Source organism: Gaiella occulta (assembly GCF_003351045.1).
Lineage (GTDB): Bacteria > Actinomycetota > Thermoleophilia > Gaiellales > Gaiellaceae > Gaiella > Gaiella occulta.
The window spans coordinates 1-15,469 of the sequence record NZ_QQZY01000007.1; the positions used below are offsets into that span (position 1 = coordinate 1).

16 protein-coding genes are annotated in these 15,469 nt (G+C 67.9%); 9 read left to right on the plus strand and 7 right to left on the minus strand.

Annotation, left to right across the window (positions count from 1 at the left end; genetic code table 11):
• Positions 1-264: 264 nt before the first annotated feature.
• The 7 genes from Gocc_RS12695 to Gocc_RS12725 all read right to left on the minus strand — a co-directional run bounded on the left by Gocc_RS12695 (position 265) and on the right by Gocc_RS12725 (position 7,214).
• Positions 265-888: an alpha/beta hydrolase gene (locus Gocc_RS12695; protein ID WP_181813655.1), complete on the minus strand. Its 624-nt coding sequence runs from the start codon at positions 886-888 to the stop codon at positions 265-267.
• Entirely contained in the window at positions 885-1,793 is a 909-nt protein-coding gene (locus Gocc_RS12700; protein WP_114796949.1) for an ABC transporter permease, read from the minus strand. The genes Gocc_RS12695 and Gocc_RS12700 overlap by 4 nt, the downstream gene beginning before the upstream one ends.
• On the minus strand, positions 1,790-2,728 hold the full coding sequence (locus Gocc_RS12705; RefSeq protein WP_114796950.1) for an ABC transporter permease: 939 nt from the start codon (positions 2,726-2,728) through the stop codon (positions 1,790-1,792). The genes Gocc_RS12700 and Gocc_RS12705 overlap by 4 nt, the downstream gene beginning before the upstream one ends.
• A 45-nt stretch (positions 2,729-2,773) precedes the next feature.
• Positions 2,774-4,471: an ABC transporter substrate-binding protein gene (locus tag Gocc_RS12710; RefSeq protein WP_114796951.1), complete on the minus strand. Its 1,698-nt coding sequence runs from the start codon at positions 4,469-4,471 to the stop codon at positions 2,774-2,776.
• 124 nt (positions 4,472-4,595) lie between these two features.
• On the minus strand, positions 4,596-5,657 hold the full coding sequence (locus Gocc_RS12715; RefSeq protein ID WP_114796952.1) for a LacI family DNA-binding transcriptional regulator: 1,062 nt from the start codon (positions 5,655-5,657) through the stop codon (positions 4,596-4,598).
• 16 nt (positions 5,658-5,673) lie between these two features.
• Positions 5,674-6,417, minus strand: coding sequence for an MBL fold metallo-hydrolase (locus Gocc_RS12720; RefSeq protein ID WP_114796953.1), 744 nt, complete (start codon positions 6,415-6,417; stop codon positions 5,674-5,676).
• A gap of 2 nt (positions 6,418-6,419) precedes the next feature.
• Complete coding sequence (locus Gocc_RS12725) at positions 6,420-7,214, minus strand: SDR family NAD(P)-dependent oxidoreductase (protein WP_114796954.1); 795 nt, start codon at positions 7,212-7,214, stop codon at positions 6,420-6,422.
• 142 nt (positions 7,215-7,356) lie between these two features.
• On the opposite strand from Gocc_RS12725, the gene Gocc_RS12730 reads away from it, so the two are divergent.
• The 9 genes from Gocc_RS12730 to Gocc_RS15745 all read left to right on the plus strand — a co-directional run bounded on the left by Gocc_RS12730 (position 7,357) and on the right by Gocc_RS15745 (position 15,404).
• On the plus strand, positions 7,357-8,283 hold the full coding sequence (locus Gocc_RS12730) for a thiamine pyrophosphate-dependent dehydrogenase E1 component subunit alpha (protein WP_114796955.1): 927 nt from the start codon (positions 7,357-7,359) through the stop codon (positions 8,281-8,283).
• A gap of 4 nt (positions 8,284-8,287) precedes the next feature.
• Positions 8,288-9,280, plus strand: a complete 993-nt coding sequence (locus Gocc_RS12735; RefSeq protein WP_220150611.1) for an alpha-ketoacid dehydrogenase subunit beta — start codon at positions 8,288-8,290, stop codon at positions 9,278-9,280.
• Between the two features lie 7 nt (positions 9,281-9,287).
• Positions 9,288-10,286: an ABC transporter ATP-binding protein gene (locus Gocc_RS12740; protein WP_114796956.1), complete on the plus strand. Its 999-nt coding sequence runs from the start codon at positions 9,288-9,290 to the stop codon at positions 10,284-10,286.
• A complete protein-coding gene (locus Gocc_RS12745) occupies positions 10,283-11,128 on the plus strand; it encodes an ABC transporter ATP-binding protein (RefSeq protein ID WP_114796957.1) in 846 nt (281 codons plus the stop codon). The genes Gocc_RS12740 and Gocc_RS12745 overlap by 4 nt, the downstream gene beginning before the upstream one ends.
• The gene (locus Gocc_RS12750) at positions 11,125-12,186 is read left to right on the plus strand and encodes a M20/M25/M40 family metallo-hydrolase (RefSeq protein ID WP_114796958.1); all 1,062 of its coding nucleotides are present in this window, start codon (positions 11,125-11,127) and stop codon (positions 12,184-12,186) included. Before Gocc_RS12745 ends, Gocc_RS12750 begins: the two co-directional genes overlap by 4 nt.
• A gap of 73 nt (positions 12,187-12,259) precedes the next feature.
• Positions 12,260-12,868, plus strand: a complete 609-nt coding sequence (locus Gocc_RS12755; RefSeq protein WP_181813656.1) for a phytoene desaturase family protein — start codon at positions 12,260-12,262, stop codon at positions 12,866-12,868.
• Positions 12,850-13,914, plus strand: coding sequence for a phytoene desaturase family protein (locus tag Gocc_RS12760; protein ID WP_147281297.1), 1,065 nt, complete (start codon positions 12,850-12,852; stop codon positions 13,912-13,914). Before Gocc_RS12755 ends, Gocc_RS12760 begins: the two co-directional genes overlap by 19 nt.
• 9 nt (positions 13,915-13,923) lie before the next feature.
• On the plus strand, positions 13,924-14,412 hold the full coding sequence (locus tag Gocc_RS12765; protein ID WP_114796961.1) for a VOC family protein: 489 nt from the start codon (positions 13,924-13,926) through the stop codon (positions 14,410-14,412).
• Positions 14,409-15,404 (plus strand): Gfo/Idh/MocA family protein, encoded by a 996-nt coding sequence (locus Gocc_RS15745; RefSeq protein WP_181813657.1) that lies wholly within the window; start codon positions 14,409-14,411, stop codon positions 15,402-15,404. The genes Gocc_RS12765 and Gocc_RS15745 overlap by 4 nt, the downstream gene beginning before the upstream one ends.
• Positions 15,405-15,469: the final 65 nt, after the last annotated feature.

A 15,469-nucleotide genomic window follows, 5' to 3' on the forward strand; every position in this document is an offset into this window, starting at 1 on the left:
AACGGCAACAGATCGCACGCATCGCAACCGAACAAAACCGCGACGAAGAACAGGAGGTAGTCGCCGCGTAGAATCGCCCACCGGAGCCTACGCCAGACCGAAGTTACAGCGGTCCAGGGACGTCACCGGCTACCCTCTCGGAGGCGCGAGATTCGTCGCCGGAGTGACGGGCCGGTCTCTTGACTGTCCGGGTGGACAGACGTCTGGCTTGTGGTCCCCGGCGCGTGACCGCGGCATCCTCCGATCGTGACACCAGGTCGGGTGTCAGTCCGAGTCGGGAGGCAGGCGGTCGGGGTGGTTGAGGCGGACGTCGCGGAGGAACGCGATCACGTAGCCGGTCACGTTCTCACCCCACTCGCCTTGCACCATCCCACAGCTGCGCCCGGCAGCGGGGAGGCTGATCCCGAGCGACCAGCCGGGTGCCTCGGCCAACCGTGCAGCGGAGGCCTCTTGCTCGGCGTCCTCGGGGTCGTGGAGGACGAGTCGGGGGACGGGCGTTTCGCCGGTGTCCTGCACGCCGAGAGGGGAGACGAGCACCAGTCCCTCGACGGGAGAGCGGTCGGCGATGTCGAGCACCGGCACGGCGCTGGCCGCGGCCGCGGCCAGAAACACCCTCAGCGCCATGTGCGATCGCGCATAGTAGAGCATCGCCTCGACGTCTGTGGCGGCCATCGCCGTGTCGGGCTCTCCGTCCGAGCCACCGTGGCCGCGCAGGTCGACGGCAAGCACCGTCAACTGGTGCTCCTCGAGCAGGGTGCTGAGCGGACGCCAGGCGTCGATGTCCTCACCGGGAGCATGGACGAGAACGATCCAGTCCGAGGCGCGCACCGCGACCTCCCCACGCAGCACGAAGCCGTCGCGGGTGGTGATCTCGACGGCCTCGATCACTCGCGGGTGCGTAGCCGAGGGTCGAGGAGGTCGCGCAGACCGTCGCCGAGCGCGTTGAGGCCGAGCACGATCAGGACGAGCGCAAGGCCCGGCTCGATCACGAGCCAGCGCGCGTTCGACCAGTAGTTCTGGCCGTCGGCGATCATCTGGCCGAGGCTCGGGGTGGGCGGCTGGATCCCGACGCCGATGAACGAGAGGCCTGCTTCGGCGATGATCGTGATCGCGACGTAGTAGGACGCCATCACAAGCGTGGCGGGTACGAGGTTCGGGATCACGTGCCGCCGGATGATGGAACGGTTCGACATGCCGATCGCGCGTCCGGCGCGGATGAAGTCGCGCTCGCGCAGGGAGAGCACCTCGCCGCGGATGATCCGGGCGAAGCCCGCCCAGTTGATCAGGGCGATGCCGAGCACGACGGGGGTGAGCCCGGGGGCGAACACTCCGGCGAGGATGATGGCGAGCAGGATGATCGGGAAGCCCCAGGTGATGTCTACGATGCCGCTCAGGACGACGTCGGCTTTGCCCCGGTAGAACCCTGCGACGATCCCGACGAGACCTCCGACGGTGATCGAGAGGATCGTCACCACGGCGGCGATCCCGAGAGAGACGCCGGTGCCAGCCACGATGCGCCAGAGGACGTCGCGTCCGAGCTGGTCCGAGCCGAGCGGGTATCCACTTGATCCGGGCGGGGTGAGGCTCGTGTTGAGGTTTTGCTGGAGGTAGAGCGGGTGTAGCGCGGGGGTGGCGAGCAATACGAGGCCGACGATGCCGACGAGGACGAAGAGGCCGGCAAGGACACCGCCGAAGATGAGTGATGGGTGCCGCCGGAGCGTGTCGGCGACGCGACCGCGCGATGGACTGGCCTCGGCGGGGAGCAGGGTGGGGTTGCCGGGGATCTCGGTCATCCGCCGCTCGTGTCGCCCGAGACCCGAATGCGCGGGTCAGCGAGCGCGTAGCCGATGTTGGCGATGAAGTTGATGAGAATCACCGACCCGGTGAGAAGTAGTGAGAGCCACAACGCGACGGGGTAGTCGCGCTGGAGCACCGCCGAGACGAGCAGCTGGCCGAGACCTGGGTAGCGGAAGATGATCTCGACGATCGCGGTGTACCCGATCAGCGCCCCGATCTGGATGCCGGAGAGCGAGATGATCGGCAGCAGCGCGTTGCGGGCGACGCGCCTCCAGATGATCGTGTGGCCTCGCAGGCCGCGTGCCCGAAGGGCGCGTACGTAGTCCTGGTCGAGCTGCTCAAGCACCGACGAGCGCATCAACCGGAGGCTGACCGCGACGCCCTCCGCGGCAAGAGTGATCGCCGGCAGGGCGAGATACTGCCAACCGCCGGAGCCGGAGATCGGCAGCCAACCCAGCTCCAGGCCGACAATGAGGGAGAGCAGGAGCCCAAGCAGGAAGTTGGGGACGCCCATGCCGACGCTCGCCAACACCATTGTGAGATGATCGGGCCAGCGGCCACGGTAGGTCGCGGCGAGGATGCCAAGGGGGATAGAAAGCGCATAGGTGAGGAAGGCGGCGCTCGCGACGAGCAGGATGCTGTTCTTGCCGTACTGGGCGAGCAGGGTCGGAATGGGCTGCCCGCTCTTGATCGAGTCTCCCAGGTTGCCGTGCACGAGATCGCGCAGGAAGTGCACGTATTGGAGCGGGAGCGGGTCGTTCAGCCCGAGCTTCTCGCGCAGCGCCTGCTTGGCCTCTTGCGAGGCGAACGGGTTGAAGAGCGTGCTGTCCGGGGCTCCGGGCGCGACCCGGAGCCCGTAGAAGATGATGACGGAGGCGACGAACATCGCAACGAGCGCGTAGATCGCACGGCGGACGATGTATGCGGTCATCTCGGTTGTTGGACAGCGTGCCGGACGAGGGAGTCCCGGCGCGACCTACTTCTGGAGGTAGACGTCGTTGTAGTAGGGGTAGAGGTTCGCCTCGTTCGGAACCCAGCCCACGACCTTCTTCGAGTGGGCCCAGATGACGAACGGCGTGACGATCGGGATGAAGGGGAGCTGCTGGGCGGTGATCAGCTGGGCACGCGCGGCGGCGCCTCTCAGCTGCCCGACGTTCGCGGCCTTCTGCCAGTCGTCGAACGCCTTGTCGAGAGCAGGGATGCTCGCATTCGAGGCGTTGCAGCACGCTGGCACCGCGTTCGCCGAGCCGGCGAACAGGATCGACGCGTCCATCATGTTCGTCCAGAGGTTCTTGATCATGTAGCCGGTCGGCCCACCCGGCGCGGCGAACTTCGAGAAGTAGTCGGAGCCGAGCACTGTGAATTGCATGTCGACGCCGACGTCCTTCAGCATCTGCTGGACAGCCTGCGCGATCAGCTGCTCGAACTTGTCGTTCTCGATGATGATCTTGAACGAGAGCTTCTGGCCGTTCTTCGAGCGGACACCGCCACCGCTGCGGTTCCAGCCGGCCGCGTCGAGGAGCTGGTTGGCCTTGGCCGTGTCGAATGCGCCGTACTTCTCGACTGCCTTGACGTAGTAAGGGTAGCTCGAGGGCACGAGCGTATAGGCCGGGGTCGCCTTGCCGAAGAAGACGGTCTTGACGATTGCGTTGCGGTCGATCGCATACGAGATCGCCTGCCGGACACGGACGTCGTCGAAGCCGAGCTTCGTCTGTTTGAAGTTGAGACCGAGTAGGTAGAGCGACGGCTCGCGTAGCTCGATCACGCTGATGTTCTTGTTGCGCTTGAGGCGCAGGACGTCCTGCGGGGCAGGGTTGCGGAGCGTGTCGACATTGCCCGCCTCGAGCTCGTTGGCGCGCTTCGCGGGCTCGAGCAAGACCTCCCAGCGGATGCCGTCGAGATAGGCCTTGCCCTTGTTCTTCACGAACGGCGAGCCGGGGCCGGGGTACCCGTCCCAGCGCGTCACCGCCGCGTGGCTTCCGGGGACGAGCTCCTTCAGTTGGAACGGGCCAGTGCCGTCGGTGCGGGTGACGCCGTACTTGTCGCCGAGCTTGGTGCGAGTTGGGGCGTTGAAGATCGCCGAGTAGCCGTTGTTGAGGACGAATGGGAAGTCGGCGTAGGGATGCGAGAGCGTCACCTTCACCTTGTCCGCGCCGACGGCCTTGATGCTCTTGACCGGCTTCCAGAAGCCCGCGTTGACGCCGCTCTTAGGGTCGGCGAATGTCTTCATCGCGGCGGCGACGGCCGCGGCGGTCACGACGGCGCCGCTCTGGAACTTCAGACCCTTCCGGAGCGTGAACATCCACTCGAGCCCGTTCTTGCTGACCGCCCAGCTCTTCGCGAGCATCGGCTGGAACTGCCCCTTGGGCGAGGTGGCAACGAGCGTCTCGTGGGTGGCGGGGTAGAGGCCAGGATCCCACCAGGTCGTGTTGACCGGGTCCATCCGGCTCACGTCGCGATCGTACCCCTCACGCAGGGTGCCACCCACGACGGCGGCGCTCCGCCGCGTCGCGGCGTGCGCGACCGATCCACGGTCGAGGCCGGCCAGAAGTGTGCCTGCGAAGCCGAGCGAGAGCCCCAGCGCGCTCGCGCGCTTGAAGAACTCTCGTCTGTCGAGCCCGTCCGACAGGTACTGGTCGACGAGCTGGTCGATGCGGTCACCCTCTCGAGCCACGACGTTCTCCTTTCCGGCGTGTGTTCCGTGGACGGACGTTCTGACGCTGCCCTGAAGACAAAGGTATTAGGAAATCGTTTTCCCAACTGCGAGGAGGCCATCATCCCGCGCCGTATCCCACATGTCAAGCGCCGCCAGCGGGTGTGCTGGTCGAGTCGCGCAGCACGAGGACCGGCGGCACGTCGATCACCCTGCTGGAGACTTGCTCGCCGTTGATCTGGTCGAGGAGCAGACCGACCGACTCCTCGGCCATCCGGCCGAGGGCCATCTGCACCGTGGTGAGCGGCGGGTCGAGGTAGGCTGCGATGGGCGCGTCGTGGAATGCGACGACCGAGAGATCGCGGGGCATGGTCAGCCCCGTCCGGCGCGCTGCCGCGAGTGCCCCGACCGCGGCCCCGAGGCTCCACACCGCCACGGCCGTCGGCCGTCGCGCCAGACCGAGGAGTGCCTCCATCGCACGGAAGCCGCCCTCCTCCTCGACGGTGCTCTCGACGACGTGCTCCCGCGCTATGCGGCGCCCGGCTTTCCGCATTCCACGGCGGAAGCCCTCGAGTCGACGGACCGCGGTGTCGGCGGTCGCGGGCCCGCTAATCAGCGCAACGCGGCGGTGGCCGAGACCGACGAGATGGTCAACCGCGAGCTCCATGCCGGCCGCGTCGTCGAGCACCACGTAGGGCTCGATGCCGGGAAGTCGCCGGTTCGCGAGCACGAATGGGAAGCGCAGGCGCATCAGGTCGTCCAGCAGGTCGCGGGACGTTGCGTCGTCCGAGGCGCCGGCGACGAGGACGCCGTCGACTCGATGCTCGCGGAGGAGGTTCGTGAACGCCTGTCCGGAGGCAAAGAACTCGCTCGCGTCCACGACCAGGCTCGCGTAGCCGCGCTCCGTCGCCGCGGCGTTCGCTCCATGGATGATCGCCGCGTTGACCGGGTGCGTCAGGTTCGGCACGACCAGCGCGATCGTCATCGTGCGGGCCGAGCGGAGACCGCGTGCAAGGAAGTTCGGGCGGTAATCGAGCTCGCGGGCCGCCGCCTGCACACGCTCCCGGGTCTCGGGGCGCACCGACAGGAGTGGATCCTCGTTCAGGATGCGCGATACGACCGAGGGGCCAACACCGGCCGCCGCAGCGACGTCCGCCAGCCGGGCGGGACGTGAGTCGGTGGAGGCGGGTGGTTTCTTGTCGTTCACGGAGCCGGACCACGGCTCACCGCAGCAGGTCGCGGGGCAGGCCGATGCGGTTGAAGTCGCTGGCGGCCGCCTCCGCGTGCCGGTGGCCGTTGCGCAACGAGATTACGTGGTGTCCCGGAAGGAGACCCTCCCACTCGAGGTTCGCGATCTTGTTGCAGGACTCCGCGTACTGCTGGAGATTCGAGTCCCGCACGTTCTGCAGGATGATCGCGCCGCCCCAGAACACGGCGTCGGAGGCGAACAGGTAGACCCGGTCTCGGCCGAACAGGCGCATGCAGTAGTGACCCTGGCAGTGGCCCGGCGTCGCGATTGCTTCGATCTCGAGTTCACCGACCGCGAAGCGCTCTCCGTCGGAGAACTCGATGTCGACGTCGACCGGCTCGAGCACGTAGTCGGCGGGGTAGAACCCGAAGCTCTGCGCCCAGGCGAGCCCGATCTGGTCGGCGTCGGCGGCCCGCATCGTCGGGGCGGCCTCGACCCCGGCGCAGACCTGCGCTCCCGTTGCGCGCTTCATCGCTGCCGAGCCGCCGGCGTGGTCCGCGTGATAGTGGGTCACGAAGATCTTCGAGATGTCTGTCGGGTCGAAGCCGTCGGCGCGAACCAGGTCGAGGATCTCGTCGGTGCCAGGGCCGAACCCTGCGTCGACGAGCGCGAGCTCACCACCTCCGTCGATCAGGTAGGTGTGGCAGTCGAGTCGGTGGGTGAGGTTGAACCCGTAGTCGCCACCGCCGACGAGGTAGACGTCATTCGTGAGCCTCATGGTCAGGACTCCGGCACCGAGTAGGCGTGGGCGGTGAGCCCGCCGTCGACGACGAGGTTCACACCCGTCACGTACGACGCGTCGTCGGAGGCGAGGAACGAGTGCGCGGCGGCCATGTCCTCGGCCGATCCGAGTCGTCCCATGGGGGCGACGGGGAATCCCTCGCGGCGCCACTTGTCCATGAGCTCCAATCCGACGACGTCTACGGACTGCTGTGTGTCTGTCGGGCCAGGGCTGACCGCGTTCACGCGGATGCCGTACCCGACCAACTCGAGCGACATCGTCTTGACAAGGTTGGCGAGGCCGGCCTTGGCCGCGTTGTAGTGCGAGAACATCGGGGAGCCGCCGAGGGACGAGATGGACGCGGTGTACTGGATCGCCCCGCCGCGCCCGCTCGCAACCATCGCGCGCGCCGCTCGCTGGCCGATCACGTACCCGGCCGTCAGGTTGACGCCGATCACCTTGAGCCAGGACTCGTCCTTCATGTCGAGGAACGACTCCGCCGTCCAGGCGGCGGCGTTCGAGATGACGACGTCGATCCGGCCGAAATGCTCGCCCGCCTCGTGCACCGCGCGGTCTGCATCACTGATCTCGTAGAGATCGCAGCAGACCGTCCCAACCTTCGTGCCGCGCTGAGAGAGCTCGGCCGCGACAGCGTCGAGCCGGTCCTGGAGCCGGTCGACGATGACCACACCCGCGGCACCCTCATCGGCGAAGCGAAGCGCCGTCGCCCGGCCGATTCCGCTTCCTCCGCCCGTCACGAGGACTGTGCGGCCTGCATGTCGCTGTGTGTCCATGACGCTCCTTGGGAAATCGATTTCCTGCGATCTTGCTTCCTGGACGGCGCCATGTCAAACCCATCGTGTCGACGCCGTCGTCGAGCTCGCTTGACACGCCCTGCTGCGCACCGTCAGGATGGAGGAAATCGATTTCCCGACAATGGAACCTCTTCTCGCCTACCGTCATGTGCGTCTGATCCGCCGCTTCGAGGAGCGGCTCGTCGGGCTGAAGACCGACGGGTTGATCCTGGGCTCGATGCACCTCTGCAACGGCCAGGAGGCGATTCCGGTCGGCGCCTGCGCCTGTCTCGAGCAGCGTGATGCGCTCACGGTCACCTATCGTGGCCACGGCTGGGCGATCGCCAGGGGCCTGCCGCTTGCGCAGCTGTTCGCCGAGCTGCAGGGTCGGGCGTCCGAGCTCTCCGGCGGCCTCGGCGGATCCCCGTACTTCTGCTCGGCCCGTCACGGGTTCCTCGGCGAGAACTCGATCGTGGGAGCCGGGGTTCCGATCGCGATGGGCGCGGCGCTGGCGTCGTACTTCGACGGGTCTGGGTCGGTCAGCCTGGTCGCGATCGGCGACGGCGCACTCAACCAGGGCGCGGTGCACGAAGGGCTGAACATGGCCGGAACCATGCGCCTCCCTCTCGTCGTGGTCGTCGAGAACAACGTCTACTCCGAGCTGACGCCCGTGCGGGACATGATCCCAACGGCGACGCTCGTCGAGCGCGCACCGATGTACGGCATGGCGCCCGCCACGATCGACGGGAACGACGTGGACGCCGTCGAGAGCGCGGTGCGCCAGGCAGTGGAACGCGCTCGCAGCGGCGGCGGGCCGTCGCTGATCGAGGCGCACACCGAGCGCCTCGTCGGCCATTACGACCTCGATCCGCAGCACTACCGCCCCGCTGGTGAGATCGAGGACGCGATGACGCGGGAACCGGTCGGGCGTCTGCGCAGCGTCATCGGTGACGCCGAGGCCGACCGCATCGACGACGAGGTCGAGCAGGAGCTCGACGCGGCGGTCGCCGCATCCCACAACGTCCCGTTCCCCACCACCGAATCGGTGACCGAGCACCTCTACGCCTGACGCGATGCAGACGCTGCCCGAGACGCGTGAGCTGACCTACATGCAGGCCGTGACCGAGGCCCAGCGCTGGGCGCTCGAGACCTATCCCGAGGCGATCGTGTTCGGCGAGGACATCGGGCTGCCGGGCGGCCCCTACGGCTCCACGAAGGGGTTGCGCAAGGCATTTGGCGAGCGCGTGTTCGACACCCCGATCTCCGAGTCCGCCATCCTCGGCGGTGCGATCGGCGCGGCGATGCGCGGGCGCCGGCCGATCGTCGAGATCATGTTCGCAGACTTCTTCCTCGTCGCCCTCGACCAGCTCGTGAACCAGGCGGCAAACGTGCGGTTCCTGTCTCGCGGCGAGTTCACCGCGCCGATCACCGTTCGCTCCCAGCAGGGCTTCACACCGGGATCCTGCGCGCAGCACTCGCAGTCGCTCGAGGCGATCTTCGCGCACACCCCGGGCCTGCGGATCGGTCTGCCAGCCGACGCGGAGCGGGCCTACACGATGCTCCGCGCCGCGATTGCCTCCGACGATCCCGTGATCGTGGTCGAGAGCCGCGCGCTGTACCAACAGAAGCGCGAGGTCAGGCTCGGCGGCCCCGTGGAAGCGGTCGGCGGCGCGCGTGTCGTTCGGGAGGGAAGCGATGTCACCATCGTCTCCTGGTCGCGAATGGTCGGCGAGGCGCTCACGGCGGCCGATCGGCTCGCCGAGCGCGGGATTCGCGCCGAGGTCGTCGACCTCTGCTGGCTCTCGCCGCTCGACATGGGCACCGTGCTCGATTCCGTGCGTCGGACGAGCCGCCTGGTCATCGCCCACGAGGCGAATCTGACCGGCGGGTTCGGTGCCGAGATCGCCGCCCGGGTGGTCACCGACGGGTTCGACCTGCTCGACGCGCCGATCGGGCGGGTCGGTGCGCCCGACATCCGCGTGCCGGCCTCTCCTGCTCTCCAGCAGGCGCTCATGCCCAACTCCGAATCGATCGTCGCCGCCGTCGACCGGCTGGCGTCGTTCTAGCGGTCCCGTGGCGCTGCTCGAGGTTGCCGACCTGCGCACCTGGTTTCGGACGCGGCGCGGTGTCGTCCGTGCCGTTGACGGCGTCAGTCTCACCGTCGAGCGCGGTCGGACGCTCGGGATCGTGGGGGAGTCGGGGTGCGGGAAGTCTGTGACCGCCCTCTCACTGGTCCGCCTGCTTCCCCCGTCTGCGTCGATCGCATCAGGGACGGTCACGTTCGACGGCCGCGACGTCGCGACGCTCGGCCGGCGTGAGCTCGAGGATCTGCGCGGCCACGACATCGGGATGATCTTCCAGGACCCCATGACCTCGCTCAACCCGACAAACACCGTCGGAGCGCAGATCGTCGAGACGCTTCGTCGCCACGAGGATGTCGGGCGTGCCGACGCCATCCGTCGCGCCCGCGAGCTGCTCGAGGAGGTGCAGATCGCGCGTGCGGCTGACCGGTTGGACGACTACCCCCACCAGTTCTCCGGTGGGATGCGCCAGCGCGTGATGATCGCGATCGCGATCTCGTGCCGACCGAAGCTGCTGATCGCCGACGAGCCGACGACAGCACTCGACGTGACGGTGCAGGGGCAGATTCTCGAGCTGCTCGACGATCTCCGTCAGGCTCACAACATGGCCATGCTGCTGATCACGCACGACATGGGGGTGATCGCGGACGTCGCGCACGACGTCGTCGTGATGTACGCCGGGCAGGTCGTCGAGCAGGCGCCGACCCTCGAGCTCTTCGACCACCCCGAGCATCCCTACACCGAGGCGCTGCTGCGCGCGCTGCCGCGCGTCGACTCCTCAGAGGCGCGGAGAGGGCGGCTGGAGGCGATCGCCGGCCGGCCGCCGGTGCTGATCGATCCGCCACCCGGCTGCCGCTTTGCGCCGCGCTGCCCGCATGTCGCGCTCGACGCGTGCGCGAGCGAGCCCCAGGCTCTGCGCGCGATTCGGCCCGGGCACCTCGTCCGCACGTCCCATCCGACTAGCGAGCGGCGCCCCGCTCACGTGGCATGACGGGGCCTGCAGAGCCGCTACTCTCCGTCCGCGGCCTACGCAAGGTCTACCCGGCGCGGGGGGGACTGAGCGGCCGTGCGGCACCGCCAGTCATTGCGGTCAACGACGTCAGCTTCGACGTGCTCCCGGGCGAGACGCTCGGAATCGTGGGAGAGTCCGGGTCGGGGAAGTCCACGACCGCCTACTGCGTGCTGCGCCTCGTCGAGCCGACCGCTGGTGTCGTGCTGTTCCATGGCGTCGACATCACCGGCCTCTCCCAGGCGAGACTGCGCGGGATCCGCAGCGACATGCAGATCGTCTTTCAGGATCCGTACTCCTCTTTCGACCCGCGCATGCGCGTCGGCACTGTCATCGCCGAGCCGCTGCGAGTGCACGGGATTGGCGACCGCTCCGCCCGTGCCAAACGCGTCGCAGAGCTGCTCGAACTCGTGGGGCTGGAGTCATCGGCCGCCGACCGCTACCCACACGAGTTCTCTGGCGGCCAGCGCCAGCGCGTCGGGATCGCCCGGGCGCTCGCGCTCGAGCCCAAGCTCGTCGTCTGTGACGAGCCGGTCTCGGCCCTCGACGTGTCCGTCCAAGCACAGATCCTCAACCTTCTCAAGGATATCCAGGACGAGCTCGGTCTCACCTATCTGTTCATCAGCCACGACCTTGCCGTGATCCGCACTGTCAGCGATCGGATCGCGGTCATGAATGACGGATCCATCGTCGAGCTCGCTGCAGCCGATAACCTCTTCGAGAGCCCAACGGATGCGTATACCCGCAGGCTCCTGTCGGCGATCCCGGTTCCCGACCCTCGCGAGATGCAGAGTCGACGTCGCGCACCGGAGGCTGGGCTGTGACAGACGAAAGACGAACCGCCCGGCTCGTCGCTGACCTCATCGCGATCGCCGAGATCCCTGCACCGACCTTCGATGAGGTACGCCGCATTGACTGGCTCGAACAGCGTCTCACGAACGCGCCCGGCACGCGTACGCGTGACGACGCGGGCAACCTGGTGTGGCGCTGGAGCGACGGAAAGCCACGCGTCCTCGTCGCTGCACATGTCGACAACGTGTTCGCGGCGGAGACCGACCTGACCGTTCGCCGGGCCGACGGCCTGCTCGTCGGGCCGGGCGTCGGGGACAACGCCGCCGCGATCGCCGTCACGCTCAACGTCGTCGAGCAGCTGCTCGACGAGCGCCCACTGGCTCCGGGGGCTGTGGCATTCACCGTCGGTGAGGAGGGGCTCGGCAACCTGCGCGGCGCACGGGCCGCGATCGCCGCGCTCGCACCCCGGCTCTTCATCGCCGTCGAAGGGCACCTGATCGACCATGTGCTCGTGGACGCCGTGGGCAGCGTTCGCGCGCAGGTGTGCGTGGAGGGGCCGGGGGGGCACCCGTGGGTCGACCGGGGCCGGCCCAGCGCATTGCATGAGCTCCTCGCCGTGGGGCATGAGCTCCTCAAGGACGGGATCGGCGGCAGCTCCGTCAACATCGGCCTCGCGTCCGGCGGCCGCTCCGTCAACAGCATCGCGGACCACGCGGAGCTTGTGGTCGAGTGTCGTTCACTCGATCCAGTGACGCTCGACCGGTTCGAGGCGCTGCTACGTGAGCTCGAGGTGCCTCCGCCGCTCACGGTTCGGGCGGAGGTGCTCGGTCGTCGCCCTGCGGGTCGGCTCGACCATGACCATGACCTGCTTCGCACCGTGATGGCAGCACGTACCGAGCTTGGCCTGGACACGTTGCTCGAAGCCGGCTCGACCGACGCCAACGTCGCGCTCAGCAGCGGCATCCCCGCGCTGACCCTGGGAGTCGCGCGCGGCGGAGACATGCACACGAGCGGCGAATGGATCGACGAGTCGTCGCTCGAGATCGGATACCGGCAGCTCGAGTTGGTCATCAGACAGCTCCTCAGCTGACACGTGCCCCTTGACATGCATGCGGCAGTGGTAGAGATTCTACGATAGAAAATCGATTTTCTTAGAGGTTGACGTGGACTTCGACGTCGTCGTCATCGGGGGCGGCCACAACGGACTCACCTGTGGGGCGTACCTGGCGCGCGCCGGGCACTTGACCGCGGTCATCGAGCGCCGGCCGATCGTCGGGGGATGCGCGACCTCTGAGCCGCTGCTCGCCGAGCACCCCGAGTTCCTGTTCCAGGGTGGAGCCACGGAGCTGCTCGGCTTCGCCGACCAGCCAGTCTATTGCGACCTCGAGCTGGCGCGGCACGGTCTCGAGCTGATCGAGAGCGACCCCCACTTCGTGATGCCGTTCCCGAACGGGAAGCACATCTTCGTCCACCGAAGCTGGGAACGGACCGCAGAGAGCATCGCCGCCGTCTCTCCCGAAGACGCTGAGGCCTATGCGCGGTACTACAGCCTCTGGGGAGGCCTCGACGAGATCATCGGCCCGTTCTACAGCCGGATTCCGCCTATCCCGGGCCGACGGCCGGTTCCCTCTGGCGCCCATCGTCCGCAGGACGACCTCAGGCGCCGTTTCACCTCCCTCCCCGGACGGCTCGCGCCGGTGCCTCGTTGCTCGGCGCCGCTGGCAAGGCGCTGCGCTCGCCGGATGCCGCCGAGATGGCCCGCGTCGCCCTGATGCCCGCGCGCCAGTACCTCGAGGAGTGCTTCACGTCGCCCGAGATGCGATCGCTGATGGCGTTCTTCGCGATGCAGACGAAGACGTCGCTCGACCAGCCCGGGTCGGCGTTCGGAATGGTCGAGCTTCCATGGAGCCACGCCGGCGGAGTGACACGCGCGCGCGGCGGGATGAGCGCAGTCTGCGACGCGATCGTCCGCGCGCTCGAGGAGAGCGGCGGGACGGTCCTGCGGGACTCACACGTCGGCGAGGTGATCATCCGCGGCGGGTGCGCCGTCGGCGTGCGCACTGCGGATGGGCAAGAGATCGGTGCCCGTCGCGCCGTCATCTCGGCGGTCAGCCCTGTCCGCACGTTCACCCGCCTGATCGACCCTGACCAGCTCGACCCTGCATTCCTGCGGCGCGTGCGCTCGATCCAGATCGACAACACCGGCGTCATCAAGTGCTTCTATGCGCTGGACGAGGCACCTGTGTTCAGCGAATCCGGGGACGACGGGTCGAACCGCGGATTCCGCACCGCCGCAGGGATGCTGTGCCCCTCCGTCGACCACGCCGACACGATGTGGCGCTACATCCGGGACCGTCGGCTGCCGACGAAGATCGGCTGGTCGTGGTGCACTCACACGAGCACCCTCGACCCAAGCCTCGCGCCCGCAGGCAAGCACACTCTCGGACTGCACGTCTGGGTTCCCGTCGAGCTCGCCGACGGCGGCACGTGGGACGCCCGGGCCAAGGAGACGATGGCGATGCGACTGCTCGACGAGTACACGCGGTGCGCCCCCAACGTCAAGGACGCGCTGATCGCGTGGACCGCGCGGTCGCCCACCGACTACGAGGAGCTGATGGACAACCCCAACGGGAACATGAATCACGTCGACTACACGCCCCACCAGGCGTTCGGATTCCGCCCGCTCCCCGAGCTGTCCGATTACCGCACCCCCATCGAGGGGCTCTACCTCTCCGGAGCCGGAATGCACCCGGGCCCTGCCGTGACCGGGCTGCCCGGTCACAACACCGCACAGGTCGTCCTATCCGATCTCGAGTAAGGAGACGCAATGGCTCTCGCAACAGGCGTGGACACGACCGCGCTCACTGTCGCCGACATGTCCCGCGCGCTCGGCTTCTACCGCGACCTGCTCGGCATGGAGGTGGTGGAGACAAAGGGCGCGGACTCCGACTGGAGTCCCGAGGAGGAGGCGCGCTGGCACATCTATCACGAGACGGTGTGTGGGATCCCCGGAGCGCGAATCCAGGCCGTCTTCCTGCGCGCCGTCGACGGCACCCACCTCGAGCTGATCGAGTACAAGCAGCCCCGTGTCGACCCGTCGCCCCGCCGCCGGCTCTCCGATCCCGGCGTGGCGATCGTGCCGTTCGCCTGCAACGACAGCGCCGCCGTCGTCGAGAAGTTACGCACCGCCGGGGTCGAGGTGATCCACGACCCCGTCCGCTACGTGCTGAACGGCGTCACCAGCTATACGACCTACCTGTACGATCCCGACGGCAACGCGCTCTGCCTGTTCGAGGTCGTCGACAAGTCGTCGTGACCGATCTCCTCGGCGTCGCCGTCTGCGGCACGGGCAACGCAGGTGTTGAGCATCTGCGCGAGTTCGCAGCACTGCCAAACGCGGAGGTCCGCGCCATCGTCGACCTCGACCTCGATCGGGCCGCGTCTGTCGCACACGACCTCGGGCTCGACTGCCCCGTCTACGCGTCCCTCTCCGACACGTTCGCCGGCTCCCCCGTCGACGCGGTTGTCGTCGCGTCGCCAAACGACGTCCACGCATCGATGACCGTCGAGGCGGTTCGGCACGGGGCGCACGTGCTGCTCGAGAAGCCGGCGGCGATCACGCATGACGACCTCGACCTGATCCTCGAGGAGGTGCGGCGCGCGGGCGTCCTCTGCCAGGTCAACATGATCCTTCGCTGGCACCCGATGATCGAGGCGATCGTCGGCGCCCGCGATGCGGGCAATCTCGGCGAGATCTTCTGTGTCGAGGCGGACTTCGTCTTCGGCGAGATCGAGGGCTCCGAGCCGGACTGGGCACGCACTGTGGCACGCGGCGGAAACGTCCACCTCTATGCCGGCTGCCATGCCTACGACCAGCTCGAGTGGCTCGCCGGCAGCCGCATCACCGAGGTGAGCGCCGTTTCCACCCGGCGACGGTCGAAGTGGGAATACGACGTGACCGCCTGCACGATCGTCCGGTTCGCGAACGGAGCGATCGGGCGCGCGACCATCACACTCGAGGCGTCGGCCCCATACCGGTTCGGCATTCGCGTGATGGGGACCAAGGGAACAGTCGTCGACAACACGATCTGCATCCCTGCCCGGGGTGCGGCCCATTTCGACGACCTCTGCCCAGAACGGGTCGACGTCACCTACCTGCCGTTCGACCGCGTCGCTGCCGACTTCACCCTCAACGCCCTCGAGCGCCACGACTCCCACGCCGCACTCGAGCACACCGCCGACCTCTTCCGCCTCGCACTCGATTCGGAGCGGGCGGCGCAGAGGGGGGAGGTGGTCAAGCGCACCTAACGAGAACTGCCCCTCAGCAGATTCCCCAAGCCTCCGGGCCCATCCAGCAAGCGCGGCTTCGGGAC

Bases quoted from the DNA above. Each gene is read 5' to 3' on its own strand.
- Gocc_RS12700 (WP_114796949.1), bottom strand. From the start codon at position 1,793: ATGACCGAGATCCCCGGCAACCCCACCCTGCTCCCCGCCGAGGCCAGT.
- Gocc_RS12705 (WP_114796950.1), bottom strand. From the start codon at position 2,728: ATGACCGCATACATCGTCCGCCGTGCGATCTACGCGCTCGTTGCGATG.
- Gocc_RS12720 (WP_114796953.1), bottom strand. From the start codon at position 6,417: ATGAGGCTCACGAATGACGTCTACCTCGTCGGCGGTGGCGACTACGGG.
- Gocc_RS12725 (WP_114796954.1), bottom strand. From the start codon at position 7,214: ATGGACACACAGCGACATGCAGGCCGCACAGTCCTCGTGACGGGCGGA.
- Gocc_RS12730 (WP_114796955.1), top strand. From the start codon at position 7,357: ATGGAACCTCTTCTCGCCTACCGTCATGTGCGTCTGATCCGCCGCTTC.
- Gocc_RS12735 (WP_220150611.1), top strand. From the start codon at position 8,288: ATGCAGACGCTGCCCGAGACGCGTGAGCTGACCTACATGCAGGCCGTG.
- Gocc_RS12745 (WP_114796957.1), top strand. From the start codon at position 10,283: ATGACGGGGCCTGCAGAGCCGCTACTCTCCGTCCGCGGCCTACGCAAG.
- Gocc_RS12760 (WP_147281297.1), top strand. From the start codon at position 12,850: ATGGCCCGCGTCGCCCTGATGCCCGCGCGCCAGTACCTCGAGGAGTGC.
- Gocc_RS12765 (WP_114796961.1), top strand. From the start codon at position 13,924: ATGGCTCTCGCAACAGGCGTGGACACGACCGCGCTCACTGTCGCCGAC.